Origin of the sequence: Psychroserpens sp., assembly GCF_047633235.1 — a bacterium.
In the GTDB taxonomy this organism is placed as follows: Bacteria; Bacteroidota; Bacteroidia; order Flavobacteriales; family Flavobacteriaceae; genus Psychroserpens.
The window spans coordinates 14,933-38,679 of record NZ_JBLIET010000022.1 but is presented as its reverse complement, the minus strand read 5'-3'; the positions used below and the strand labels follow the sequence as shown (position 1 = coordinate 38,679).

The following is a 23,747-nucleotide window of genomic DNA, read 5'->3' as shown; positions in this document are numbered from 1 at the left end:
ATAAACTCAACGTTAATTCTTTAAAAAGGGTGAGTTTAAGTTGTAAAATCGCGCTGCCAGGAGTTGAATTTATTCAATTTCAAAGCAGATTTTTGATCAGCTTGTTAGCCCTAAACTTGTTTTTAAGGAGTTTATACAAAACCAGAACTAGTGTAGGCTTTTTTTTGTGCTACAATCTTAGGATTGTATATCCCAATGTGATATTGGGAACTTTTGATAATATCAAAAATTTTAAAACTAACTAAACATGGATACGAATATAATTTTAATGATTGTTGGAGGAGTGGTTCTCGGCCTAGTAATAGGATATGTGATTGCTAAATCATTAGAGAAGAGCAATGCATCAAAACTTATAAATGGTGCTCAAAAAGAAGCTGAGTCAATTTTAAAACAAGCGAAAAACGATGGCGAGATTATAAAAAAAGACAAGATGCTTCAGGCAAAAGAGAAGTTTTTAGAACTTAAATCTGAGCATGAGAAAGTTATTTTATCTCGTGATAAGAAAATTGCAGAATCCGAAAAAAGAACGAGAGATAAAGAATCTCAAGTCTCTAGTGAATTAGCTCAGAGTAAGAAATCTAATCAATCTTTAGACGATAAATTAAAGGATTATAATTTTCGTTTAGAATTTTTAGAAAAGAAAAAAGACGAAGTTGAAAAAGCTCATAAAAGCCAAATTAGACAGTTAGAAGTTATTTCTGGATTATCTGCTGAAGATGCAAAATCACAATTGGTAGAGTCTTTAAAGGGTGAGGCGAAAACAGATGCCATGAGCTATATCCAGCATACTATGGAAGAGGCTAAATTAACGGCTCAACAAGATGCCAAGAAAATTATAATTAACACGATACAACGCATAGGAACAGAAGAAGCCATTGATAATTGTGTGTCTGTTTTTAATATTGAATCAGATGATGTAAAAGGTCGAATTATTGGACGTGAAGGTCGTAATATTCGTGCTATTGAAGCGGCAACCGGAGTTGAGATTATAGTTGATGATACACCAGAAGCAATTATATTGTCTTGTTTTGATTCTGTAAGACGTGAAATTGCACGTTTATCTTTACACAAGTTAGTTACAGACGGAAGAATACATCCTGCACGTATTGAAGAAATCGTTCAAAAAACTCAAAAACAAATTGAGCAAGAAATTGTAGAGGTCGGAAAGCGTACAGTAATTGATTTAGGAATTCACGGTCTACATCCTGAATTGATTAAAATGATTGGACGTATGAAATATCGTTCGTCTTATGGTCAAAATTTACTACAACACTCGCGTGAAGTTGCTAAACTATGCGGAGTTATGGCAGCAGAATTAGGATTAAATCCTAAATTAGCAAAACGAGCAGGTCTACTGCATGATATAGGAAAAGTACCATCATCTGAAGCAGATATGGAAACGCCTCACGCAATCCTTGGGATGCAATGGGCAGAAAAACATGGAGAAAAGCCAGAAGTTTGTAATGCTATTGGAGCTCACCACGATGAAATTGAAATGACAACATTGTTAGCTCCAATTGTTCAAGTTTGTGATGCTATTTCGGGAGCTAGACCAGGAGCAAGACGGCAAGTATTAGACTCGTATATCCAACGTCTCAAAGATCTTGAAGAAGTGGCCTTTGGATTTAGTGGTGTAAATAAAGCTTATGCTATCCAAGCGGGACGTGAATTGCGTGTGATGGTTGAAAGTGAAAAAGTGACTGATGAGCAAGCGGCTAATTTATCGTTTGAGATTTCGCAAAAGATCCAAACAGATATGACATATCCTGGACAAGTAAAAGTTACGGTAATAAGAGAAACAAGAGCGGTTAATATTGCGAAATAATTTCCGAGGGAAATAATATTATAAGTATAAGAGCACTCTAACTAGAGTGCTTTTTGTTTTTTAAAGGTGAGCATAAAAGTAGAGCCTTCATCTAATGTGCTTTCTACTCCAATTGTTCCGCCTAGAGCTTCCATTTGTGTTTTAGTGATATATAAGCCTACACCTCTAGAATCCTCTCTTTTTGTACTATGAAACGTTTGATATATTTCAAAAAGTTGTCCTTTGTATTTATGGGTATCAATACCTATTCCATTATCTTCAATTAGAATTTTAAGTTCATTTTCAGAATGAACAGACTGTAAAATGATTTTAGAATCGCGATTATTAGATTTGTATTTAATTCCATTTGAAATCAAATTATAAAGAATACTTTCTAAATAGGATCTATTTACATTTATAAAATCATTTTTGATTATAGAATTACAAATAGCAATTTCGTTATGAGCGATGTCCATTTCTAGACTATTAATGACCTTTTCTGCACAATCAAAAATATTAACGCTTTCATTGAGATCCTTAGCGTTTGATTTAGTTTTTATACTGATGATATCATCCAAATCTACAATTGTTGTTGTAAGTGCTCCAGAAATCGTTTTTAAATGATGCAGAAGTTCTTCTTTTTCTTCTTCGGAATTGGCGTCATCAAGAAACTCAAGAATATTTTTGAAGTTACCAATATGAGTTTTCAAGTTATGAGAAACGATGTGAGTGAAATTATGTAATCTTTCATTTTGACTTGTTATGAGCTCAAGATAAAGTTCAGCCTGTACTTCTTTCTTTTTTCTGTAAGTAATATCAGTATGTGTGCCAATGATACGCGTTGGTTTTCCTTTTGCATTGCGCTCAACTATTTTGCCTTTATCAAGAATCCACTTATAATTACCATCTTGACATAAAATGCGATGTTCATTTCTATACACATCTGATAATCCATTGATATGTGTTTTGAAATCTTTAAAATAAGTTTCAGAATCCTCTGGATGTACTCTGCGATTCCATTCGGTTGGAGAGTTTGTTATTTCATGCTCCTCATACCCTAGAATTTTTTTGGACTCTTTAGAATAAAAAGCTTCATCTTCAAGGACATCATAATCCCAGAGGCCAACATTAGTGTTTTCTAAGCCTATTTGCCATCGCTTATCATTAATAGGTTCTTTTTTCTCAATATTATTTTGAGTACTGGACTTTTTTCTTCTCAAGAACATTTCATAGCATTTTTTATTGAGACACTACTTTTTGAAAAGTAGCACTTTATCTCTGTTAAAGATATCACTTATTTTCTAGGATGATGCTTTAGAAGAACTTCTTTTAGATGCGACCTATCAATGTGCATATAAATTTCTGTCGTTGTAATACTTTCGTGTCCAAGCATGAGCTGTATGGCTCTTAAGTCGGCACCATTTTCTAAAAGATGAGTAGCAAAAGAATGTCTAAATGTGTGTGGAGAAATAACTTTATTTAAGTTAATAGCTTTAGCAAGATTTTTTATAATCGTAAAAATCATAGCGCGTGTTAATTGTTTACCTCTATTGTTGAGAAAAAGTGTGTCTTTGTGTTCTGGATGAATAGTAATATGAGTTCTAATTTCTGTCCAAATAATAATATATTTTTGGGTATTAAGACCGATGGGCACAAAGCGTTGTTTGTTGCCTTTACCAGTTACTTTTATGAAGCCTTCATCAAAAAAGAGATCAGAAACCTTCAAATTTGTCAATTCACTAACACGAAGACCACAACTGTATAATGTTTCTATTATGGCTCTATTTCGTTCTCCAATTCTAACACCGTTATATTCTTTTGTTAAATCAATAGCCTCTATAAGTTTATCAATATCTTTAATAGATAAGGTATCTGGTAATTTTCTACCAATTTTAGGCGATTCAATTTGATCTAAAGGATTTGTTTTACGATAATCTTCAAAAACTAAATAGTTAAAGAAACTACGCAATCCAGAAATTAAGCGCGATTGAGAACGAGAATTTAAATGTTTTGAAATATCGTATATGAATGCTTGTATATCCTCATAATCAATATCAATAGGGGAAGTAGAATAACTATTAGCCTCGAGATAATTGATTAGTTTCTCTACATCCAGTTCATAATTGACTACAGAGTTCGTTGATAAGCCTCGTTCTATTTTGAGGTAATACTTGTAATCTTGAAGTACGTTTTGCCATTTCATAATAAAAAAAAATCACCCAGTTATGGGTGATTTTAAGATAATACTTTTAATATTAATAATTGTCTGTCAATATGTTTATTAAATCAACAAGAGCCCAGATCCCTAGACCTCCAAAGGTTATAATAAATAAGATGTTCCATCCTATAGACCATCCTAAGTACCATCTATGTGCTGCGAATGGCCATAAGAAAGCCCATAATGCAACAGCAATCCATTTATCGTCACTAGCTTTTGCAGCTGGAGAATAGAATTCAACTGATGAAGAATCAACAGATACGTTATCTGTTGTTGAGATAGTTGTAGTCGTTACAACTGCAGCTCTTTTAACTGGAAAAGACGCGTAACTAAAAGAAATCGCACCGAAAAAGAATAGAAACGAAAGTAAAAATTTAAATTTCATATAATATTGGTTTAAGTTTGTTCAACAATAATAAGAAAAAAATATGATAAAAGGTAGTGTAAGAATCCTCTTTATTTTAATACTAGGTTTACAGCTAACGTCTGCACAAGAGTCTAGTGAATATATTGGAGCTATAAAACTTAATGACTCTGCTATTATCACCTATAAAGTTAAATTTAATATCAATTATGATCAAGTCGAAGGCTATTCAATAACAGATTTTGGTGGAGATCACGAAACTAAATCAAAATTGAAAGGAATTTATAATCCGTCTACACGAGAAATTTCTTTTAATGAATATGATATTGTGTATACGAAGTCTGATGTGATTCATGACGATTTTTGCTTTGTACATTTTGAGCCCACGTATTTTAAACCAGGTAAAACCAAATATTTTAAAGGTGATTTTAAAGGTGAATTTTCTGATGGTGAAGAATGTATTAGCGGAGAGTTGTTTCTTAACGCTGCTGAGAATGTTGAAAAACGCATGGAAAAGATGTCAAAAAAAATCAATAAATCTGATCAAGTGGCTGATAGTATAAAACAAAAGGCTAAAGATTTAAAGCTTTTAGAGAAGCTCAATATGAATATTTTGAAAAAATCTCAGGTTACTAGTGTGTTTTCAAAGAATAAAACGGTGTCGCTTCTCATTTATGATGGCGGACAAGAGGATGGAGATATGATTTCAATAAAATTAAATGGGGATTTTATATTACGACGACATACTATTTCTAAGGAGGTTAAAACTGTTGAAGTGCCTCTCACATCAAAAAAGACTATTATAGAGGTTATAGCAGATGGTGTTGGCACGATGTCAACAAATACAGCAGTCATAGAAATTCATGATGGAGTTAATAAAATAAGGGCCATGACTAATCTTGAAAAAAATCAATCTACTCAAATACACGTACTTCAAAAAAGACAATAATACTTTTAACTGTTAATAACTTCTGTTTTTAAAATACCACAAATCAGAAGGTTATGATGTTTTGTTTGTAAAATTGTTAATAACATCTGTAAAAATGGTGGTGGTCTAAAAAAATGTATTTTCTTTGCATTTTTCAATTATAAACGAACTGAATTGGTATAAATAATACATTAAGGTTTTACTAATGGTTTTTAAAATAAGGGCTATAAATAGCTCTACAACGATTAGTATTAATACTAGTTTATCTGTTAAGTCGTTTGATAATATCGTTAAAATACTTAAAGTTATGTTATTTTTCTTGCGTAATAGCAAAAATCAGTATATGTTTGCCGACCAATTTAAAATAACAAAATTACTTAAAACTAATTATTATGAAAAAATTATTATTTATGACTGCGATTGCAGTGTTCGGTTTATCAAATGTAAATGCACAAGATGAAAACACTATAGGTGGTTTCGAAAAAGGTGATGTTTATGTATCAGGTTCTGTTGGATTTAGCAATACTAAAGTAGCAGATTTCAAATCTAATAACTTTAATTTCTCCCCATCAGTAGGGTATTTTATTTCTGAAAATATTGCTTTAGAGTTAAACTTATTGATAGGATCGGGAGAAAATTTTAACGAAGATAAAACGACTGCATTTGGTGCTGGATTAGGTGCAACTTATTTCTTTACACCTAGCGATCAGTTTTCTTTTACTCTAGGAGCGGGAGCTACTTATGTGAACGATAAATTTGAGCCTAATGGTGGTGGAGAATCGAAATCCAATACTTTTGCTTTTGCAATTGCTCCAGGTGTGAACTATTTCGTATCTGATGCTATCGCATTAAGAGCATCAATCGGTGCATTATCTTATGCTAGTTCTAAAGAAGATGTTGACGGAGCCGAAGCTGTTAATACTTTCGGGTTGAATTTAAATTTATCTGACATCAACTTTGGTGTGACTTATAAATTCTAAATACAGAATTTATCATTACATATTAAAGTCGAAGCGTAATGCTTCGGCTTTTTTTTATGCAATAATTTTATATTATCTCACCTCACTAAATCTTTATTTCGTTTTATGTGAGTAAAATCTTATGTTTGTGTCCTTAACAAAAACACAAATTTAATTATGCAAAAATTACTTATAATTGTTCTATTCACTTCGCTTGGCATGTTTAACCTAAATGCACAATCAGATAAAGGTGATATAGAATTTGGTATTGGTCTTGGTTTCAATTACTCAAATGTCGTTGTGGGATCTAATGCAGAAGATGCAACAGATTCTAAAAGTGGCTTAAACGTAGCAGCTGTAGGAGAATACTTCTTCTCAGACCGTTGGGGAATTAAAGCTAAATTAATTTATGACCAAAAGGGATGGGGAAATGGATTTTTTGATGGCGATAACGGATCTTTCACAACAGATTTTAACGTGAACTACTTAACAATCCCAGTGATGGCAAACTGGCATTTTGGAGCAAATAGAAGTTGGTATCTTAATTTTGGTCCTTATGTAGGGATCTTATTAAATGCAGAAACAGGAACAAGAGCAATTGACGTTAAAGACGCTATAAGCTCTACCGATTTTGGAATTGCGTATGGTATTGGCTATAAATTTGATGTAACAGACACTACAAAGCTATATGTCGAATGGGATGCACAAGCTGGTGTTACAGATATTTTTGAAGTTAGTGATTCTAGTACTTCTGTGAGAAATGGAAGAGGAAGTTTTAATATTGGCGTATTATTGAATCTTTAATTTTTATCTAATTAGAAAAACCAAACCGAAGCCTAACTGCTTCGGTTTTTTTATGCTCAAATTTTAATACCTTTACTCTATGAAGCAGCTCATTATTATAAACGGTCCAAACCTTAATCTTCTAGGTCAGCGTGAGACTAATATCTACGGAAATTTAACGTTCACAGAATTTTTTGATCAAACTGTTAAGAAATTTCCAAATGTGACACTAGAACATTTCCATTCTAATATTGAAGGTGAGTTGATTGATAAAATTCAAGAGGTTGGCTTTAACTATGATGGTATTATACTCAATGCAGCAGCCTACACGCATACCTCTATTGGCATTGGTGATGCGGTTAAGGCAATTACGACTCCTGTGGTAGAAGTGCACATATCCAATACATTTTCTCGAGAAGAGTTTAGGCATAAATCCTATATTTCTCCTAATGCTAAAGGTGTCATTTTAGGATTTGGATTACAGAGTTATGAATTGGCAATCCAAAGTTTTTTGGATGAGTAATATATAATGTAGAAAAACATTACTTTTTTATTATGAAATACACAACCACACTATGTAGTCTTTTTTTATTTTTTTCTATTCTGAAAAGTAACGCACAATCTAATGTCGACTTCGGAATTAAAGGCGGTCTAAATCTCACCTTTTTTAAAATCCAAGAAGCACAATTTGGAGACAATATAGAAACCGAAGCTGGTTTTTATGGAGGCATTTTTGCAGATATTGAAATTGATGAAACCGTTTCACTTCAACCAGAATTATTATACATTCAATTAAATGACTTTAGGTTTATCAATGCGCCAATCTATGCCAAGTTTCATTTATCTGATAAATTGAGTTTTATGGCTGGTCCAAGTCTTAATTATTTTTTCGACTTCTTTACAAATAAATTTAAAGTAAGAGGAGATATTGCCACAGCATATAATATCACTGAGTCTATCGACATTCACATGAAATTTGTTATGGGCTTCAATGAGGTTGCTCCAAATGGATTATTTTTTGGAGCAGGCTATACATTTTAAAAAAAATGCGACTTGAAAATTAATTCAAATCGCAAATTATATCATTCTGATTTTTAATATTTTAGCTTCAAATTCTAAAGATGTATTACTTCGCCATAAGCGTCTGCAACAGCTTCCATAACCGCTTCACTCATGGTTGGGTGAGGGTGAATAGTTTTTAATACTTCATGACCTGTAGTCTCTAGTTTACGTCCTAAAACAGCTTCAGCAATCATGTCTGTAACACCAGCACCAATCATGTGACAACCTAGCCATTCACCATATTTAGCATCAAAGATTACTTTTACAAATCCGTCTTTTGCACCACTAGCACTTGCTTTTCCTGAGGCTGAGAACGGGAATTTACCAACTTTAATATCGATGCCTTGCTCTTTTGCTTGTTTTTCAGTCAGGCCAACACTTGCAATTTCTGGAGAACAATAGGTGCAGCCTGGTACATTTCCGTAGTCAAGCGCTTCAACATGCTGTCCTGCAATTTTTTCTACGCATAAAATACCTTCAGCAGATGCAACATGAGCTAATGCTTGACCAGGAGTTACATCACCAATAGCGTAATAACCAGGGATATTTGTTTGGTAGTAATCGTTTACTAATATTTTATCTCTATCAACAGCAATACCTACATCTTCCAATCCAATGTTTTCAATATTAGATTTGATACCAACAGCAGATAATACGATGTCGGCTTCTAAAATTTCTTCACCTTTTTTAGTCTTTATTGTTGCTTTAACGCCTTTTCCAGAAGTATCTACATGTGTTACTTCTGAGGACGTCATTACTTTAATTCCACTTTTCTTAAACGAACGCTCTAATTGCTTAGAGATATCTTCATCTTCAACAGGAACAATATTTGGTAAATATTCTACGACAGTAACATCTGTTCCCATCGAGTTATAGAAATAGGCAAACTCAACACCAATTGCTCCAGAACCAACAATAATCATTGTTTTAGGTTGTTTCTCTAAGGTCATTGCTTTTCTATATCCAATTACCTTTTTACCGTCCTGCGGTAAATTAGGCAACTCACGAGAGCGAGATCCTGTTGCGATAATAATGTGGTCTGCACTATAAACTGTTCCGTCTACTTCAACTTTTTTACCTGTTTTCAGTGTTCCGAAGCCATTAATAACATCAATTTTGTTCTTCTTCATCAAAAACTGAACACCTTTACTCATGCCATCTGCAACACCACGACTACGTTTCACTACTGCGCCAAAATCATGACTTGCATCTTTTACATTAAGCCCATAATCCTCAGCATGTTTTAAATATTCAAAAACTTGAGCAGATTTAAGTAATGCTTTAGTGGGAATACAACCCCAATTTAAGCAAACACCTCCTAAGCTTTCTTTTTCTATAATAGCAGTTTTTAAGCCCAGTTGTGAAGCTCTAATTGCTGTTACGTAGCCTCCAGGGCCACTACCAAGTACTATAATATCATATTTACTCATGAGTCTATTTTTGTCATCTAATTAAGGTTACGAAGTTACAAAACCAAAGTTTAAAATGATAATAACTAAAACACAAATTGTGAAAACTAAATTATGAGATTCGAAGTGTATTTTTATAATTGTAGTTACCCTAAATTATTTGAGTTATTGTTTTATATAAATCAACTTGTTTTGTCCATCGTTTATAATGAGTTGCGCCTCGTTAACCATCTCTATTTCTAATATATAAGGTCTAGTATAGTAGTAATTGTTGTCTTCTAATTGTTTAATAAAACCTATAGTGTTATCTTTATAATATTTAAGCTTTTCATTAGTAACAAGTTCATAAATCAAAAGCGAATTATCTGAAACTTTCCAAAAACTTGATTCTTTGAAATCAAGTTTAAAGTATGTCTTTGAAATTCTGATATCTAGACGTTCACTAACGTTCTTCTCAAATTTGGCTTCAACAGCATAAAAACTGGTGGATGATGTACTCAAGGTATCCAAACCTATTTCTATCATTTTTATTTCATTTTTAAATCGCCAGTGCCCATAAAAATTTGAGCGCTCTAAGTTTTGTGAACTTATGAGTACCGGTATTATCACTAAAAGCACAACTAATTTAAACTTTAAAAGCACATGTATTCGTTCTTATGTCCTAAGGGTTGCAACTAAATTTGATATTAGTTTAGTTATAATTCATACGCAACTTTATTGTTATTTAATAGGCACGAATTTTAAAGCCACACCATTAATACAATGACGCTTACCAGTTGTTTTTCTTGGACCATCGTTAAAAACGTGTCCAAGATGACCTCCACAAGTTGCACAGTGTTCTTCATCTCTACTATACCCTAATTTAGTGTCTGAGCCATAAGCCACATTGCCTTCAATTTCTCTATCAAAACTTGGCCATCCAGTGCCCGAATCAAATTTATGTTCACTTTTAAATAATGGCGTTTCACAAGCAGCACAATGAAATGTACCTTCACGTTTTTCATTATTCAATTCACTAGAAAAAGGACGTTCGGTTCCTTCTTGTCTTAAAACATAGTAGGCTTCGCTTGATAATTCTTTTTTCCATTCGGCTTCAGTTTTAGACACTGGAAATGCGTTTTGCGTATTGCTTTCCTTTTTTTGTGCTGAAGAGTTACAGCTAAAAAACATGGTAATTGTGAGTAATATTATTATCTTTTTCATAATGTAAAAATAAGGATTTTTAATTATTTTTTAGTCGTGTGTGAAATTAAAGGCTTACAAAAAAGTTAAAAATATGTTGATGGATTTCAATTCTTTTTGAGAATTTATTTATTACTTCAAAAAGATATTTAGTTCTCAGTAAAATTGGTATTACTTTTACTTTACATGTGTCAAAAATATAATGTTTTGGGTCAAACACAAAACAATCATTTTGTAAATTAGCTTACACATAAAAAATTATTAACCATGAATATTAAAAAGAACATTGTAACTTTAGGAATGATAGTATTATTTCTGTCTTGTGCTACCAACCCTTTTACAGGAAATAAAACGTTAGCATTAGTGCCTAACTCACAGTTGTTTCCCACTGCGTTTGCTCAATATGATCAATTTTTAACAGAAAATAATGTTATTACAGGTACATCAGATTCTGAAATGATAAAACGAGTAGGGCAGAGAATCGCAGTTGCAGCTGAGCGCTGGTTGAATGCCAACGGTCATCAAGGGTATTTAGATGATTATAAATGGGAATACAACCTTGTCAATGATAAGAATGTAAATGCTTGGTGTATGCCAGGTGGCAAAATAGTTTTTTATACTGGGATTTTACCGATTGCACAAAATGAATCAGGAATAGCGGCCATTATGGGACATGAAGTTGCTCATGCTCTTGCAAATCATGGTCAGCAACGTATGAGTGCGGGTATGTTACAACAAGTTGGTGCAGTTGCTGGAAATATAGCGATTAAGGATGAGCAATCTCGTAACTTATTCAACCAAGCCTATGGTGTAGGTAGTCAAGTAGGTGTCATGCTACCATTTAGCAGAAGTCATGAAACACAATCTGATGAGATTGGTCTTTATTTAATGGCTATTGCAGGTTATAATCCGAGTGAGGCTGCAGAATTATGGAAACGTATGAAAGCTAATAGTGGTGGAGAAGCACCACCAGAATTTATGAGTACTCATCCTTCAAATGACACACGAATTAAAAATCTTGAACAGTGGGCTCCTAAAGCGGTAGCTGAAGCTAAAAAATTTGGAGTAGACTCTTTTAGACCTTTAGGTAACTTTTAATTGTAAAGATTAAAATTTATAGTACTTTCGAAGCTGTCCAAATAAAGGGCAGCTTTTTTTATTGAATTCTTATTTAAATAGTAGAATTCAATATGTCTAATCGAGATTGTCATCTCTTTCTGTGAGACAAAGGTTAATTGATAATGATAAATTTTTAATATGAGTCAACTAAAGAAAGGTAGTAGGAAGCTTCTAAATGCTTGGGCATTTTATGATTGGGCAAATTCGGTATATACATTAACAATCGCATCTTCGATATTTCCCATATTCTATTCGGCTCTTTTTGCAGATCAATTACAAAAAAATATTCCAGCATTTGGGATGGTTTTTAAAAGTACAGCCCTAATTACATACGTTACAGCATTTACTTTTTTGGTGGTAACTTTTACTTCTCCAATATTATCTGGTATTGCAGATTATGTTGGTAATAAGAAGAATTTTATGAAATTCTTTTGTTACGTTGGAAGCGCAGGTTGTATAGGGTTATATTGGTTTAGTTTAGAGAATATTCATTTGAGCTTATTGTTCTATTTTATGGGTCTCATTGGATATTGGGGGAGTTTGGTGTTTTACAATTCTTATTTGCCAGATATTGCGTATCCAGAGCAACAAGATCGCATTAGTGCCAAAGGTTTTTCGATGGGTTATTTAGGTAGTGTTCTTTTATTACTTCTTAATTTAGCGATGGTAATGAAACCAAATTGGTTCGGATTTGACATCAGTATTTCTGATAACCTTAGACAAACAGGAACAGAAGTTCAAATTCTAGAAGCATTAAAAGTAGCAAAAGACAACGCGTCCATCGAAGCCATGAGAGTTGCTTTTATAACCGTTGGTTTATGGTGGATTATTTTCAGTCAATATTCATTTTATATTTTACCAAAAGGGATTTCTAAAGGTCGTAAAGTAACGACATCAATTGTGTTCAATGGACTAAAAGAATTAAAACTCGTTTGGTTAGATCTCAAACAAAATTTACGCCTAAAACGTTATTTATTAGCTTTTTTTGTATTTAGTATGGCAGTGCAAACCATCATGCTAGTCGCTGTTTATTTTGGTGAAGAGGAGATCGCTTGGGGCGATTCAAATGCTAAGACACAAGGCCTAATACTGAGTATTCTTGTAATACAATTGGTTGCAATCCTTGGGGCATTCTTAACATCTCGTGCGTCTTCTATCTTCGGAAATATTAAAACTTTGATTATAGTGAATTTCATATGGATGGGGCTTTGTTTTTACGCTTATTTCATGGAAACACCAGTTCAGTTTTATATTGCAGCCTCTTTTGTTGGACTAGTAATGGGAGGCATACAATCACTGGCGCGTTCTACATACTCTAAATTCCTTCCAGAGACAGAAGATACAACGTCCTATTTTAGCTTTTTCGATGTTGCCGAGAAAATTGGAATTGTTATAGGTATGGTCATTTTTGCAACTATTGATCAGATTACGGGGAGCATGCGTAATGCTATTCTGTTTCTATTTGTTTTCTTTTTAATAGGGATTGTTTTATTATTTAGAGTTCCAGAGGAAAATAAATAAATGAGAATATTTATCACAAATAAACTCTAAATCAAATTTATCTTGCCTTATTATTTTTTGCATCACATTCAATTATGATAGTGATTCTTTTTATGGATATTGACCCAAGCAACTGCAATTTAAGAACTATTTAGGGATCTGTAATTGAAGATTATAGTAACGCTAATGCCAACACTCATTTAAGCATTTATGGACGCAGTACTTATCAAGACACTATATCTACAGAATTCTCAAATAAAATTAAAATATCTATATTATAAATTAGTCGCAGATTAGAGCCTAATCAGTTAGCAGTCATCGTTGCATATTCAGGTGATGGAGTAATACCAGTATCTCATTAGTGAATTTTTTATTTTAATAATGGTGGTTACACGCCGACGTTTGAAAATGTTTTTTTTTACAATTACCCAATTTGGACCAGTGAATCAACTCTTTAGAGGAACTTCTGACTATTCTTTGGAGGGGACGATTTTGATTAAATACTAGAAATTAACGTAATAAAACAGACATTTGAATTAATAAAGGGTAGTTTTTTATTTATAACTAGCCTATAAAAATTGTACTTAACGCATTAAAATTAATTAGTATGTTTGTAGAAACCTTATATCCTATGAAAATTAAATTTATCCGCAGTCTGTTTGTAATCATTGCAATTATGTCATTTCAATCTTGTGAAAATGAATCTTTGGATTCTGATTTTACTGAAAATGCCAATGATGGTACGGATGGACAGGGTACTAATAATGGAGGAACTGATAGTGATGTAGGTGAGTCTTCTGGAGATTATTGGCCAAGAGCTATCGGAAATATATGGAACTTTAGTGATACGTTTTATGGTGATACAACCTATAATATGATTTCTACGGAAACTATCGATGACAATCTGTACTATAAATTTGATCAATTAATGAATCAAGAATCTTGGTTGAGAAAAACTGGAGACAGCTATTATATCAGAGCAGCGGTTCAAAGTTTTCCAATTGAAGGTTATGAGGTGGCGACAACTTATTTAACAATCAAGATGTTAAAAGATAGTGCTCAAATAGGAGAAACTTGGACAAATAATGTGAACTATACAATAACGTATGTCCCTATTACTGACGGATTACCAGAAATACCTGCAATTAACATAGATGCAGTTTATGATTTAGAGATGATGGGTAGAGACCTCACGAGAACTGTTGGAGATGTTACTTTTGAAAATGTATTGCATGTGGAGTTAAATTTAAGTTCTGGCCAAGTATCATCTACCGTGGATTACTATTATGCAAAGGATGTTGGTCTTATTGAATTTGTTGGTGATCAAAGCTCTGGTGCTTTATTAAGTTATACGTTAAATTAGAAGTTTTTATTTCTTAATAATAATATTAAGTTTGTAGAAATATATTCAATATGAAACTAAGTACGCAAATTTTATTATACACTTTATTACTCTCATTCCTGTCTTGTGAAGATGAACCTATAGAAGGTGATTTCTTAACAGGAGGATTAACGTGTGAACTAGCACTAGCAAATACTGCACAAGCAGCATTAAATTTTTTGTCCGTTAATGATGATAATTACACACAATTGTGTACCGCTTACCGTAATGCTTTACAGGCACAAATTCAGGCCTGTGGTGATTCAGACGCAAGTTTGCAAATTGTAATTAATGGGTTGGGAGATTGCACAAATAATAATCAAGAAGCAACCGCTGTTGAAGGTACTTGGTTATTAACTGCTTGGTTAGGAGAGGAACCTATAGATTTAAACAATGATGGTACAGCGAGTGATAATTTTTTAGATGAAATGGATTGTTATGAAAATGAAACCATTGTGTTCGATATAGATGGTACAGCTGTTTCAATGAGCACTTCTTATGCTTCCTTTATTTTTGATATTGAAGTGGGTACAACAGATCAATTAACATATACAATTGAGTGCGAATTTGAAGATGAAAATACAAATATGACTTGGTCTCAAATTGGTAATTCTGTTACAATAGATGATGGAACTAATGTATCGGATTTTATATTAAATGGGAATCAACTTTCAGTATTTATTCCTGAAGGGTTTTTTGCATTTAGCTCAGATTTCACTGCAACGACTACTCAAGATTTGACATTCGTTTACACAAAACAATAAAGGATTTAAATAATAAAAAAGCCACTAACTTGATTGATAGTGGCTTTTTTATTATTCTAATTTGGTTTAATTCTCTATACTTCCAGATCCTGTTACTTTGCTATCCTCTTTTACTGGATTCCCTCGATAGTCGATATCTCCAGAGCCCACTACTCTCGCTTTTAGTTGTCCTATACACAAAACCTCTGCGTCTCCAGATCCTGTAACAGATACATCTGTATTTGTTGATTTTAGATCAAATCCATGAAAATCGCCAGAACCTGTTACACCAGCTCTTAAATCTTTTGTAGTCCCTATTAAAGTTAAATCTCCGGAACCATCAACTTTGCCAGTAGCAGAGTTAGTTTGAATAGTCAAAACAATATCTCCAGAACCAGATAGTGACACGTCTAAATTATCTGAAATTATGTAATCTTCATTCCATAAATCTCCAGATCCAGATAGAGATACAGTATCAATAGCTTTAAAAGGAATCGTGATTTTTATTGTTTTGTTTCTACTTGGATCTAGATTCTTACCTTTTTCAGTTTTTATAATTAATTTCCCACCCTTAACTTCGGTAACAATATATTCTAATAGATTAGATTCTCCTTCGATGGTGATTTTTCCCTCTGCTCCAGCGACTAATACGTAATCAAAACTGCCTGCGCAATGTACAGCATCATAATCGGATGTGGTTCTTGTTACTGTCGCTGTATTGCCATTTCCTTTAATTTTATTTCCTCCCCATTGTGCTTGTAAAAGTGTAAAGCTTAATAAGGCTGCAATTAATACTATTGATTTTTTCATGATGATATTTTGTTTAAGTACTCGTTTTAGTTTCTTTTAAAAGTAACACTTCCATATTCAGATTTTATTTTAATAAGGTTCGGACTGTTGGAATCTCCATAATAACCTTGGTAATATTTATCTGTTGATTCTATACGTTTTTTAGTAAACTCAAAGTCATCTGTATCACGCAAAGAGGCGTAATCTAAATCAATATCAAATCTAAATTTATAAGTAGAGTCGTATCCAATTGTTATTCCATTAAAATTAGAATCAATTTCAATGTTGCCAGCATTAGCTGTCATTTCTCCAATTTTTATAGAACCGTAATCTGCTTTTAGATTGACATTTTTGTAAATTTTACCTAACCTAACGGTCAAGTAATCTCCGTTACCAGTAACATTATTCGCATTATTGATTTTTATAGAACCATAATCACAGTTATAGGTTATGTTTTCTGCGATTTCAACTTCAGACTTTGTGTAATCAGCATTAATGGATAGCTTTTTTGCTTTTCCGACTGTGTAACCACTGTAATCTGCATTGATCTCTCCTCCATTTATATATTCAAAATACGAATTGTTGGTATAATCAAATGTGATAGAATTGTTATCTGCCATTAATTCTTTGGTCGTAATTTTTCCATAGTCACAGTTAATAACTGCGCGACCTTCTAGTTTGTCTAAATCAATATTTCCGTAGTCATTATTTAAATCTACACTGTTGGTAATTGGCATTTTTATAATGTAATTGATTTCCATATTAACCTTATTGTTGTTTCCCCAATTCCACCAAGAATTAGATTTACTTTTAGTAAACAATGTTTTTGCAGAAACCATTGCATTAGATCTAGAAAACTCAATATCAATATCATTAAGTTTTTGTCTTACTTTTTCTAAATCGTTACCATTAGTTGTAATTCTAACCTCAAACGTAATTGTAGAGCCTTCATACGTTGTAATATTAATATTTCCATAACTATTGTCGACTTTTAAGACCGCATTAGCACTCACATTAAACTCCTTTTTTATCGTTTTCTCTTTGGTATGTTCTCCATTCCATTTCTCGTGTTCTGTGGCAAATACAAGCGTTGGTACTAAGATAAAAGCGAATAGTAATTTATATAGTATTGTTGTTTTCATTTTGGTATAGTTTAAAATTTTTGACATCTTCAATATGTTCTAATACGGTTTGTAATATATCTATGCGGTTTTGAAAATTTGCAATCATAGCGTAAATAACACGCTTGTCGTTTCCACTTTCGTTTAAATCTATTTTAAGAGATTGATATTCGTTTTCTAAAACTTTAAGTGCTTTCATAGTATTATTAACCATCTCTTCTGTCTCTGGAGAGCGCTGCGCTTCTAGGGATGTAACTTCTTGAGCTATAGCAGTAATGAAAAAGGATTGTGTTTGAGACAGCTCTGGAGATACACTTGCTAAATCCGTACGAGTATTGTCTTGTTGCTGCTGCATTATAGTAAAAACACTAAAACAAAGCAGTACAGATGCAGCAACAGCTAGAAATGGCTTCCAGTAATTATTTTCTTTAGGTGCGCTTTTTATAACAGTTTTGTTTTGCTGCTTTAGCTTCTCTAAAAACCGACGCTCATGACCCTTATTTGGCCTGTCAACATCAAAGTTTCTTTCGAGGTCATAGAATAGTTTTTTAATGTTATCTTTTTCTTTCATGGCGTGCTTTTATAAACTTTAGGCATCTTTAATATTGAATCAGCGGCTCTAATTTTTTTCGTAGGCTATCTTTTGCTCTTGAGATCATGGTGCGACAATTTGCAGCCGAAATATCCATAATTTCACAAATCTCTTCATAATCATAACCTTCGATTAAGTGGAGCGTTAAGCATGTTTGATAATTACCTTTAAGCTTTTTAATGCTCTCCAAAACCTGATTAGCTTTAATGTTTTTAATTTCATAATCTTCTGGGATACCAGAAGTCTCTTCAACTTTGTACAACACATCGTTAAGAGCAATTTCTTGATATTTATTATTCTTTTTATAATGATAAATACTGTTATTGATTACGATTCGTTTTAACCATGATCCAAAAGTTTTAATTTCTTTAAGACTATCTAATTTTGTGAAGGCTGTTAAAAATGAATCCTGCATGATGTCCTCAGCCTCAAAACTGTCTTTAACAATTCTAAAGGAGGTGTTGTACATGGCTTTGTAATATCTATTATAAACCTCCATTTGTGCGTGTTGGTTTCCAGATTTACAAAGCTGTAATAACTGTTCTATATTTTGATTGGTTAGTGTCAAAAAACAAATGCTTTAATATAGAGATAAGGTGAGTGATCGTTTGTTACACTTTTAGTGAAAAAAGTTTTTATTCTTCGGAAGCGTAATGGCATAACTATTGGAATTAGGTAAAGGTATGTAATTACATTTACCTGCTAAGTATTTGATTTTCAGTATAAAATGTGATTATAGAAATTAATATAAATCTAGAGTTCTGTCGTTTTAATGACAGAATGACTAAAAACATAATATGGCTAAGTCTAAATTTTTAAAGCTTGACAGTTTGTCATTTCAGGATTTTGATGAGAATTCAGAATTAATCCCGTTAATGACTCCTGAAGATGAAGAAGAAATAAATAATGAAGTGCTACCAGAAACCTTACCTATTTTATCATTGCGTAATACGGTGTTGTTTCCCGGTGTAGTAATTCCAATTACTGCAGGACGCGATAAATCTATTAAACTCATTAATGATGCGAATAAAGGAAGCAAAGTTATTGGTGTTGTATCTCAAAAAGATGAAGTTGTAGAAGATCCAACGGCAAAAGATATTTTTAAAACAGGAACAGTTGCGCGTATCTTAAAAGTGCTTAAGATGCCAGATGGTAATACCACTGTTATTATTCAAGGTAAAAAGCGTTTTGAAATACAAGAAGTTATGTCTGAGGAGCCCTATATGACTGCAACTATTAAAGATGTACAAGAGGCTAAACCAGCCATAGATAATAAAGAGTTTTCAGCGATTATAGATTCTATAAAAGACTTATCACTTCAAATTATTAAGGACAGTCCAAATATTCCGTCAGAAGCATCATTTGCAATTAAGAATATAGAAAGCAATTCGTTTTTGGTAAACTTTGTATCTTCTAATATGAATCTTTCCGTAGAGGAAAAACAAGAGTTATTAGAAATTAATGATTTAAAGGAACGTGCATTAGCAACCTTAAAATACATGAATATTGAAGTTCAAAAATTAGAGCTTAAAAACGATATTCAATCAAAGGTTCAAAGTGATATGAACCAGCAACAACGTGAGTATTTCCTACATCAGCAAATGAAAACCATCCAAGAGGAATTGGGAGGTGGTGTGTCTTCGGGAGAAGAAATTGAAGACATGCGTATTCGTGCTAAAAAGAAAAAATGGGACAACCCAGTTAAAGAACATTTTGAAAAGGAATTGGCAAAAATGCGACGCATGAATCCGCAAGTAGCCGAGTATTCTATACAACGTAATTATTTGGATTTATTTTTAGACTTACCGTGGAATAAGTTTTCAAAAGACAAGTTTGATTTAAAACGCGCTATGAAAATTTTAGATCGTGACCATTATGGTTTAGACGATGTGAAGAAGCGTATTATAGAATATCTAGCAGTTCTAAAATTGCGTAATGATATGAAATCTCCAATATTATGTTTGTATGGACCTCCTGGAGTTGGTAAAACCTCATTAGGAAAATCAATAGCAGAGGCTTTAGGAAGGGAATATGTGCGTATGTCCCTTGGTGGTTTACGTGATGAGGCAGAAATTCGTGGTCATCGCAAAACGTATATAGGAGCAATGCCAGGGAGAATTATTCAAAGCTTGAAAAAAGCAGGAACTTCAAACCCAGTATTTGTGCTTGATGAAATTGATAAATTATCAAATTCTCATCAAGGAGATCCATCATCTGCTTTATTAGAAGTTTTAGATCCAGAACAAAACAGTGAGTTTCACGATAATTTCTTAGAAATGGGATTTGATTTATCTAAAGTGATGTTTATTGCGACAGCTAACAGTTTGAATAATATCCAGCCAGCCTTACTAGATCGTATGGAAATGATTAATGTAACGGGGTATACGATAGAAGAAAAAGTTGAAATTGGTAAGCGTCATTTATTGCCGAAGCAATTAAAAGAGCACGGATTGACAGATAAACATCTTAAAGTAGCTAAGCCACAATTAGAAAAAGTGGTTGAAGGTTATACAAGAGAATCTGGAGTTCGTGGTCTTGAAAAGCAAATTGCAAAATTAGTACGTCATGCTGCTAAGAGTATAGCCATGGAAGAGGATTACAACCTTAAAGTAACAAATGGGGATATTATTGAAGTTTTGGGCGTACCAAGACTAGAACGGGATAAATACGAGAATAATAATGTTGCTGGTGTTGTTACAGGATTAGCATGGACTAGAGTAGGAGGTGATATTTTATTTATAGAATCTATCTTATCTAAAGGAAAAGGTAATCTAACAATTACAGGGAACTTAGGTAAAGTGATGAAAGAATCTGCTACCATTGCTATGGAATACATTAAGGCAAATGCAGATGAATTTGGAATAGACCCTGAAGTTTTTAGTAAATATAATGTACATATACATGTACCTGAGGGAGCTACGCCAAAAGATGGACCAAGTGCAGGTGTAACTATGTTAACAAGTTTAGTATCTTTGTTTACACAACGTAAAATAAAAAAGAGCTTAGCAATGACTGGAGAAATTACACTAAGAGGTAAAGTGTTACCAGTAGGAGGTATAAAAGAAAAAATATTGGCTGCTAAACGCGCAAGAATTAAAGAGATTTTACTTTGTGAAGATAACAAACGAGATATTGATGAAATAAATCCAGAATATTTAAAAGGGTTGACGTTTCATTATGTGAAAGACATGAGTGATGTCTTGAAGCTCGCGTTAACCGATCAAAAAGTTAAAAATGCTAAAATACTTTAAAATAATAACTTCAGTTTTACTGGTGACAGCTTCAAGTTTTGGAGCTGTTGCCCAGGCTGAAAAATACAAGGAAGTTCTTTTAGATGGTAAACCAGCACAGCTCAATTTAATTACTGGTGTCATAACATTTAATGATGGCGTGGTTGCCAAATCACAAACTGCTAAAAAAATTAAAGATTCAGTTATATCTAGCAATACCATTATCAATAAAAACCGGATCCCGTCTCAATTAAAACGGTCCATTACTACCACAGGCTTAGAAAAAAAATCTACTCAAAGCACTAACGATAATACAACGAAAACAAATCTAATTACTTCGGATACGATTACTACTTTATTTCAAAAAAACATCTCCAATAGTAAATCACAAATTGAATCTCTTACAGATATGGTGTACGATATTTCTCTATCAAAAGAAGAGTCTAAAATAAATACATCAAACTTTCATTTAGTTAAAAAAGGGGAAACACTCTACGCAATTTCTAAACAATATAACACGACATTAGAAGCTTTAAAAAAAGCTAATAATTTAGAAACTACACTAATTAAAACTGGACAAAATATACGAGTTAGCGGCTTTGATTCGTCAGATTTTGAATATAGTTCAGTATGGACAGTTTCAAAAGGAGATACCTTATATAATATCGCCAAACGAAATAACACTACTGTAGGGGCGATAAAGTCTCTAAATGGCTTAGCAAGTAATCTTATAAAAATTGGACAAAAGCTTCAATTAAAATAGAAATTTTTCTTTTCAAAAAATAAAACAGACATACATTCGTTTTAAGATAGATTTATTTACTTTGCAAACTTATATGCTAACTAGAATTTCCACGATTATTTGTTTGTTTATGACCGCTTCCATCTACGCTCAAGTAGGAGGTGAGTCGACGTACCAATTTCTTAATCTCATGTCATCTCCGCGTCAAGCAGCACTTGGAGGTAAAACTATTACCAATTATGATAATGACGTAACAGGAGGTTTATTTAACCCTGCATCTATTAATGCTGAAATGGATAACCAACTATCTCTCAACTATTCCAGTTATTTAGGCGGAATTAGTTATGGTACAGCTGCATATGCTTACACTTGGGATAGACATGTGCAAACGTTGCATATCGGGATGACTTATGTTAATTACGGAAGTTTTGATGGTTACGACCTCAATGGTGTTTCTACTGGAACATTTACAGGTAATGAAGCTGCATTATCTGCTGGTTATGCATATCAAATTCCGTTTAGTGATTTCTATTTAGGTGCAAATTTGAAATTAATTACATCAAAATTAGAACAGTATAACTCTATTGGTATAGCGACAGACCTTGGAGCAATGTATATCAATGAGCGTTTAGATTTTCATGCAGCATTAGTTATTAGAAATCTTGGAACACAACTCATAACGTATGCTGGTTTAAATGAGCGATTACCTTTAGAAGTATCACTAGGACTGTCGCAAACTTTGGAAAACATGCCATTACGTTGGCATTTAACGTTTGAAAATTTACAGACCTGGCCAATTGGGTTTTCTAATCCTTCACGAGCAACAACAGATTTAGATGGTAATCAAACTCAAGAAAAAGTAGGTTTTTTAAATGAAGTATTGAGACATACTATTATAGGAGCAGAGCTATTTCCAGAACGAGGCTTCAATATTAGATTGGGTTATAACTTTAGAAGAGCAGAAGAATTGCGTATTGTAGATCAACGAAATTTTTCAGGATTATCCTTTGGTGTCGGTATAAAACTAAATAAAATGAGATTTAATTTTGCTCATGCACGATATACAGGAGCAGGTAATGCTAACTTCTTCGGAATTCAAATCGATTTGAGATAATGACAAAAATTACCATAGCCATAGACGGGTTTTCATCAACAGGAAAAAGTACAGTTGCTAAACAATTGGCTAAGGCTTTAGGGTATGTATATGTAGATTCTGGTGCGATGTACAGAGCAGTGGCATTGTACGCAATGCAAAATGGTTGTATTGATAGTGCTTATTTTGATAAGGAAAGTCTCATTGCTCAGCTCGATCAAATTAGTATCAGTTTTAAGTTCAATGAAAACTTAGGCTTTGCTGAAGTTTATCTAAATGGTAAAAATATAGAGACACAGATTAGAACTTTAGAAGTTTCTCAATTTGTGAGTCAGGTGGCAACCGTTTCAGAAGTGAGAGAACTGTTGGTTAAACAGCAGCAAACCTTTGGTAAAGATAAAGGTGTTGTCATGGATGGTCGTGATATAGGTACAGTTGTATTTCCAGATGCAGAGTTGAAGTTATTTATGACAGCTTCCGCAGAAAAAAGAGCACAGCGTCGTTATGATGAGCTCATAGAACGAGGTGATGATGTAAGTTATGACGAGGTTTTGAAAAATGTTCAATCCCGAGACCATATAGATTCTACCCGAGAAGACTCTCCCCTAACTATGGCTGAGGGCTCTATAAAGCTTGATAACTCTAATATGACCTTAGAAGAACAATTTGAGTTTGTTTTAAAACATTCTGAAGAAAAAATACGAGACGTTAAAGCATAAAAAAAAATT

General features: G+C 33.0%; 24 protein-coding genes and 1 other RNA gene. 15 read left to right on the top strand and 10 right to left on the bottom strand.

The features are described 5' to 3' along the window. Positions 1 to 4: 4 nt before the first annotated feature. Both ssrS and rny read left to right on the top strand, forming a co-directional pair. Positions 5 to 133, top strand: a non-coding RNA gene (ssrS, locus tag ACJAZK_RS08935) — 6S RNA. A 114-nt stretch (positions 134 to 247) separates the two neighbouring features. Further along, entirely contained in the window at positions 248 to 1,825 is a 1,578-nt protein-coding gene (gene rny, locus ACJAZK_RS08930; protein WP_415223637.1) for a ribonuclease Y, read from the top strand. 41 nt (positions 1,826 to 1,866) lie between these two features. On the opposite strand, the gene ACJAZK_RS08925 is transcribed toward rny, so the two are convergent. From ACJAZK_RS08925 to ACJAZK_RS08915, 3 genes are all read right to left on the bottom strand, one after another. Then, on the bottom strand, positions 1,867 to 3,030 hold the full coding sequence (locus ACJAZK_RS08925) for a sensor histidine kinase (RefSeq protein WP_415223636.1): 1,164 nt from the start codon (positions 3,028 to 3,030) through the stop codon (positions 1,867 to 1,869). A gap of 68 nt (positions 3,031 to 3,098) precedes the next feature. Further along, entirely contained in the window at positions 3,099 to 4,007 is a 909-nt protein-coding gene (gene xerA / locus ACJAZK_RS08920; protein WP_415223635.1) for a site-specific tyrosine recombinase/integron integrase, read from the bottom strand. Positions 4,008 to 4,059: 52 nt separating this feature from the next. Next, positions 4,060 to 4,407: a TM2 domain-containing protein gene (locus tag ACJAZK_RS08915; RefSeq protein ID WP_415223634.1), complete on the bottom strand. Its 348-nt coding sequence runs from the start codon at positions 4,405 to 4,407 to the stop codon at positions 4,060 to 4,062. A gap of 43 nt (positions 4,408 to 4,450) precedes the next feature. Between ACJAZK_RS08915 and ACJAZK_RS08910 the strand changes: the two genes are divergently transcribed. From ACJAZK_RS08910 to ACJAZK_RS08890, 5 genes are all read left to right on the top strand, one after another. Continuing rightward, positions 4,451 to 5,335: a hypothetical protein gene (locus tag ACJAZK_RS08910; protein WP_415223633.1), complete on the top strand. Its 885-nt coding sequence runs from the start codon at positions 4,451 to 4,453 to the stop codon at positions 5,333 to 5,335. Positions 5,336 to 5,706: 371 nt separating this feature from the next. Then, positions 5,707 to 6,294: an outer membrane beta-barrel protein gene (locus ACJAZK_RS08905; protein ID WP_415223632.1), complete on the top strand. Its 588-nt coding sequence runs from the start codon at positions 5,707 to 5,709 to the stop codon at positions 6,292 to 6,294. A 156-nt stretch (positions 6,295 to 6,450) separates the two neighbouring features. Further along, positions 6,451 to 7,077 carry a porin family protein gene (locus tag ACJAZK_RS08900; protein WP_415223631.1) on the top strand — a complete coding sequence of 209 codons (627 nt, stop codon included), beginning with the start codon at positions 6,451 to 6,453 and terminating at the stop codon, positions 7,075 to 7,077. A 79-nt stretch (positions 7,078 to 7,156) separates the two neighbouring features. Continuing rightward, complete coding sequence (gene aroQ / locus ACJAZK_RS08895) at positions 7,157 to 7,579, top strand: type II 3-dehydroquinate dehydratase (protein ID WP_415223630.1); 423 nt, start codon at positions 7,157 to 7,159, stop codon at positions 7,577 to 7,579. A gap of 32 nt (positions 7,580 to 7,611) precedes the next feature. Beyond that, positions 7,612 to 8,097 (top strand): outer membrane beta-barrel protein, encoded by a 486-nt coding sequence (locus ACJAZK_RS08890; RefSeq protein WP_415223629.1) that lies wholly within the window; start codon positions 7,612 to 7,614, stop codon positions 8,095 to 8,097. Between the two features lie 74 nt (positions 8,098 to 8,171). Here ACJAZK_RS08890 and lpdA read toward each other — a convergent pair whose 3' ends face one another. The 3 genes from lpdA to msrB all read right to left on the bottom strand — a co-directional run bounded on the left by lpdA (position 8,172) and on the right by msrB (position 10,730). Continuing rightward, a complete protein-coding gene (gene lpdA / locus ACJAZK_RS08885; protein ID WP_415223628.1) occupies positions 8,172 to 9,548 on the bottom strand; it encodes a dihydrolipoyl dehydrogenase in 1,377 nt (458 codons plus the stop codon). Between the two features lie 144 nt (positions 9,549 to 9,692). Continuing rightward, a complete protein-coding gene (locus ACJAZK_RS08880; protein WP_415223627.1) occupies positions 9,693 to 10,052 on the bottom strand; it encodes a hypothetical protein in 360 nt (119 codons plus the stop codon). 195 nt (positions 10,053 to 10,247) lie between these two features. Next, positions 10,248 to 10,730 (bottom strand): peptide-methionine (R)-S-oxide reductase MsrB, encoded by a 483-nt coding sequence (gene msrB / locus ACJAZK_RS08875; RefSeq protein ID WP_415223626.1) that lies wholly within the window; start codon positions 10,728 to 10,730, stop codon positions 10,248 to 10,250. A gap of 246 nt (positions 10,731 to 10,976) precedes the next feature. Here msrB and ACJAZK_RS08870 point away from each other — a divergent pair, with 246 nt between their 5' ends. From ACJAZK_RS08870 to ACJAZK_RS08855, 4 genes are all read left to right on the top strand, one after another. Beyond that, positions 10,977 to 11,807: a M48 family metallopeptidase gene (locus ACJAZK_RS08870; RefSeq protein WP_415223625.1), complete on the top strand. Its 831-nt coding sequence runs from the start codon at positions 10,977 to 10,979 to the stop codon at positions 11,805 to 11,807. 159 nt (positions 11,808 to 11,966) lie between these two features. Then, positions 11,967 to 13,349, top strand: coding sequence for an MFS transporter (locus ACJAZK_RS08865; protein WP_415223624.1), 1,383 nt, complete (start codon positions 11,967 to 11,969; stop codon positions 13,347 to 13,349). Positions 13,350 to 13,959: 610 nt separating this feature from the next. Continuing rightward, positions 13,960 to 14,691 carry a hypothetical protein gene (locus ACJAZK_RS08860; RefSeq protein ID WP_415223623.1) on the top strand — a complete coding sequence of 244 codons (732 nt, stop codon included), beginning with the start codon at positions 13,960 to 13,962 and terminating at the stop codon, positions 14,689 to 14,691. Between the two features lie 50 nt (positions 14,692 to 14,741). Continuing rightward, complete coding sequence (locus tag ACJAZK_RS08855; RefSeq protein WP_415223622.1) at positions 14,742 to 15,473, top strand: hypothetical protein; 732 nt, start codon at positions 14,742 to 14,744, stop codon at positions 15,471 to 15,473. Between the two features lie 66 nt (positions 15,474 to 15,539). Here ACJAZK_RS08855 and ACJAZK_RS08850 read toward each other — a convergent pair whose 3' ends face one another. From ACJAZK_RS08850 to ACJAZK_RS08835, 4 genes are read right to left on the bottom strand one after another with little or no spacing between them, the layout of a single operon-like run. Further along, the gene (locus ACJAZK_RS08850) at positions 15,540 to 16,262 is read right to left on the bottom strand and encodes a head GIN domain-containing protein (RefSeq protein WP_415223621.1); all 723 of its coding nucleotides are present in this window, start codon (positions 16,260 to 16,262) and stop codon (positions 15,540 to 15,542) included. A 26-nt stretch (positions 16,263 to 16,288) separates the two neighbouring features. Then, positions 16,289 to 17,383: a hypothetical protein gene (locus ACJAZK_RS08845; RefSeq protein WP_415223620.1), complete on the bottom strand. Its 1,095-nt coding sequence runs from the start codon at positions 17,381 to 17,383 to the stop codon at positions 16,289 to 16,291. After that, positions 17,361 to 17,933 (bottom strand): hypothetical protein, encoded by a 573-nt coding sequence (locus ACJAZK_RS08840; RefSeq protein ID WP_415223619.1) that lies wholly within the window; start codon positions 17,931 to 17,933, stop codon positions 17,361 to 17,363. Before ACJAZK_RS08840 ends, ACJAZK_RS08845 begins: the two co-directional genes overlap by 23 nt. Before the next feature lie 28 nt (positions 17,934 to 17,961). Next, entirely contained in the window at positions 17,962 to 18,522 is a 561-nt protein-coding gene (locus ACJAZK_RS08835) for an RNA polymerase sigma factor (protein ID WP_415223618.1), read from the bottom strand. 229 nt (positions 18,523 to 18,751) lie between these two features. Here ACJAZK_RS08835 and lon point away from each other — a divergent pair, with 229 nt between their 5' ends. From lon to cmk, 4 genes are all read left to right on the top strand, one after another. Then, positions 18,752 to 21,205 carry an endopeptidase La gene (lon, locus tag ACJAZK_RS08830; protein ID WP_415223617.1) on the top strand — a complete coding sequence of 818 codons (2,454 nt, stop codon included), beginning with the start codon at positions 18,752 to 18,754 and terminating at the stop codon, positions 21,203 to 21,205. Continuing rightward, entirely contained in the window at positions 21,189 to 21,947 is a 759-nt protein-coding gene (locus ACJAZK_RS08825; RefSeq protein ID WP_415223616.1) for a LysM peptidoglycan-binding domain-containing protein, read from the top strand. Before lon ends, ACJAZK_RS08825 begins: the two co-directional genes overlap by 17 nt. 73 nt (positions 21,948 to 22,020) lie before the next feature. Further along, entirely contained in the window at positions 22,021 to 23,040 is a 1,020-nt protein-coding gene (gene porQ / locus ACJAZK_RS08820) for a type IX secretion system protein PorQ (protein ID WP_415223615.1), read from the top strand. Further along, a complete protein-coding gene (cmk, locus tag ACJAZK_RS08815; protein WP_415223614.1) occupies positions 23,040 to 23,738 on the top strand; it encodes a (d)CMP kinase in 699 nt (232 codons plus the stop codon). Before porQ ends, cmk begins: the two co-directional genes overlap by 1 nt. Positions 23,739 to 23,747 lie beyond the last annotated feature (9 nt).

What these genes read in the sequence shown, in the direction of transcription:
- ACJAZK_RS08880 (WP_415223627.1), bottom strand. Translation starts at nt 10,052, where the DNA reads ATGATAGAAATAGGTTTGGATACCTTGAGTACATCATCCACCAGTTTT.
- msrB (WP_415223626.1), bottom strand. Translation starts at nt 10,730, where the DNA reads ATGAAAAAGATAATAATATTACTCACAATTACCATGTTTTTTAGCTGT.
- ACJAZK_RS08870 (WP_415223625.1), top strand. Translation starts at nt 10,977, where the DNA reads ATGAATATTAAAAAGAACATTGTAACTTTAGGAATGATAGTATTATTT.
- ACJAZK_RS08860 (WP_415223623.1), top strand. Translation starts at nt 13,960, where the DNA reads ATGAAAATTAAATTTATCCGCAGTCTGTTTGTAATCATTGCAATTATG.
- ACJAZK_RS08905 (WP_415223632.1), top strand. Translation starts at nt 5,707, where the DNA reads ATGAAAAAATTATTATTTATGACTGCGATTGCAGTGTTCGGTTTATCA.
- ACJAZK_RS08850 (WP_415223621.1), bottom strand. Translation starts at nt 16,262, where the DNA reads ATGAAAAAATCAATAGTATTAATTGCAGCCTTATTAAGCTTTACACTT.
- aroQ (WP_415223630.1), top strand. Translation starts at nt 7,157, where the DNA reads ATGAAGCAGCTCATTATTATAAACGGTCCAAACCTTAATCTTCTAGGT.
- cmk (WP_415223614.1), top strand. Translation starts at nt 23,040, where the DNA reads ATGACAAAAATTACCATAGCCATAGACGGGTTTTCATCAACAGGAAAA.
- ACJAZK_RS08845 (WP_415223620.1), bottom strand. Translation starts at nt 17,383, where the DNA reads ATGAAAACAACAATACTATATAAATTACTATTCGCTTTTATCTTAGTA.
- lpdA (WP_415223628.1), bottom strand. Translation starts at nt 9,548, where the DNA reads ATGAGTAAATATGATATTATAGTACTTGGTAGTGGCCCTGGAGGCTAC.
- ACJAZK_RS08855 (WP_415223622.1), top strand. Translation starts at nt 14,742, where the DNA reads ATGAAACTAAGTACGCAAATTTTATTATACACTTTATTACTCTCATTC.
- ACJAZK_RS08925 (WP_415223636.1), bottom strand. Translation starts at nt 3,030, where the DNA reads ATGTTCTTGAGAAGAAAAAAGTCCAGTACTCAAAATAATATTGAGAAA.
- xerA (WP_415223635.1), bottom strand. Translation starts at nt 4,007, where the DNA reads ATGAAATGGCAAAACGTACTTCAAGATTACAAGTATTACCTCAAAATA.
- ACJAZK_RS08825 (WP_415223616.1), top strand. Translation starts at nt 21,189, where the DNA reads ATGCTAAAATACTTTAAAATAATAACTTCAGTTTTACTGGTGACAGCT.
- ACJAZK_RS08840 (WP_415223619.1), bottom strand. Translation starts at nt 17,933, where the DNA reads ATGAAAGAAAAAGATAACATTAAAAAACTATTCTATGACCTCGAAAGA.
- lon (WP_415223617.1), top strand. Translation starts at nt 18,752, where the DNA reads ATGGCTAAGTCTAAATTTTTAAAGCTTGACAGTTTGTCATTTCAGGAT.
- ACJAZK_RS08890 (WP_415223629.1), top strand. Translation starts at nt 7,612, where the DNA reads ATGAAATACACAACCACACTATGTAGTCTTTTTTTATTTTTTTCTATT.
- ACJAZK_RS08865 (WP_415223624.1), top strand. Translation starts at nt 11,967, where the DNA reads ATGAGTCAACTAAAGAAAGGTAGTAGGAAGCTTCTAAATGCTTGGGCA.
- rny (WP_415223637.1), top strand. Translation starts at nt 248, where the DNA reads ATGGATACGAATATAATTTTAATGATTGTTGGAGGAGTGGTTCTCGGC.
- ACJAZK_RS08900 (WP_415223631.1), top strand. Translation starts at nt 6,451, where the DNA reads ATGCAAAAATTACTTATAATTGTTCTATTCACTTCGCTTGGCATGTTT.
- ACJAZK_RS08915 (WP_415223634.1), bottom strand. Translation starts at nt 4,407, where the DNA reads ATGAAATTTAAATTTTTACTTTCGTTTCTATTCTTTTTCGGTGCGATT.
- ACJAZK_RS08910 (WP_415223633.1), top strand. Translation starts at nt 4,451, where the DNA reads ATGATAAAAGGTAGTGTAAGAATCCTCTTTATTTTAATACTAGGTTTA.
- porQ (WP_415223615.1), top strand. Translation starts at nt 22,021, where the DNA reads ATGCTAACTAGAATTTCCACGATTATTTGTTTGTTTATGACCGCTTCC.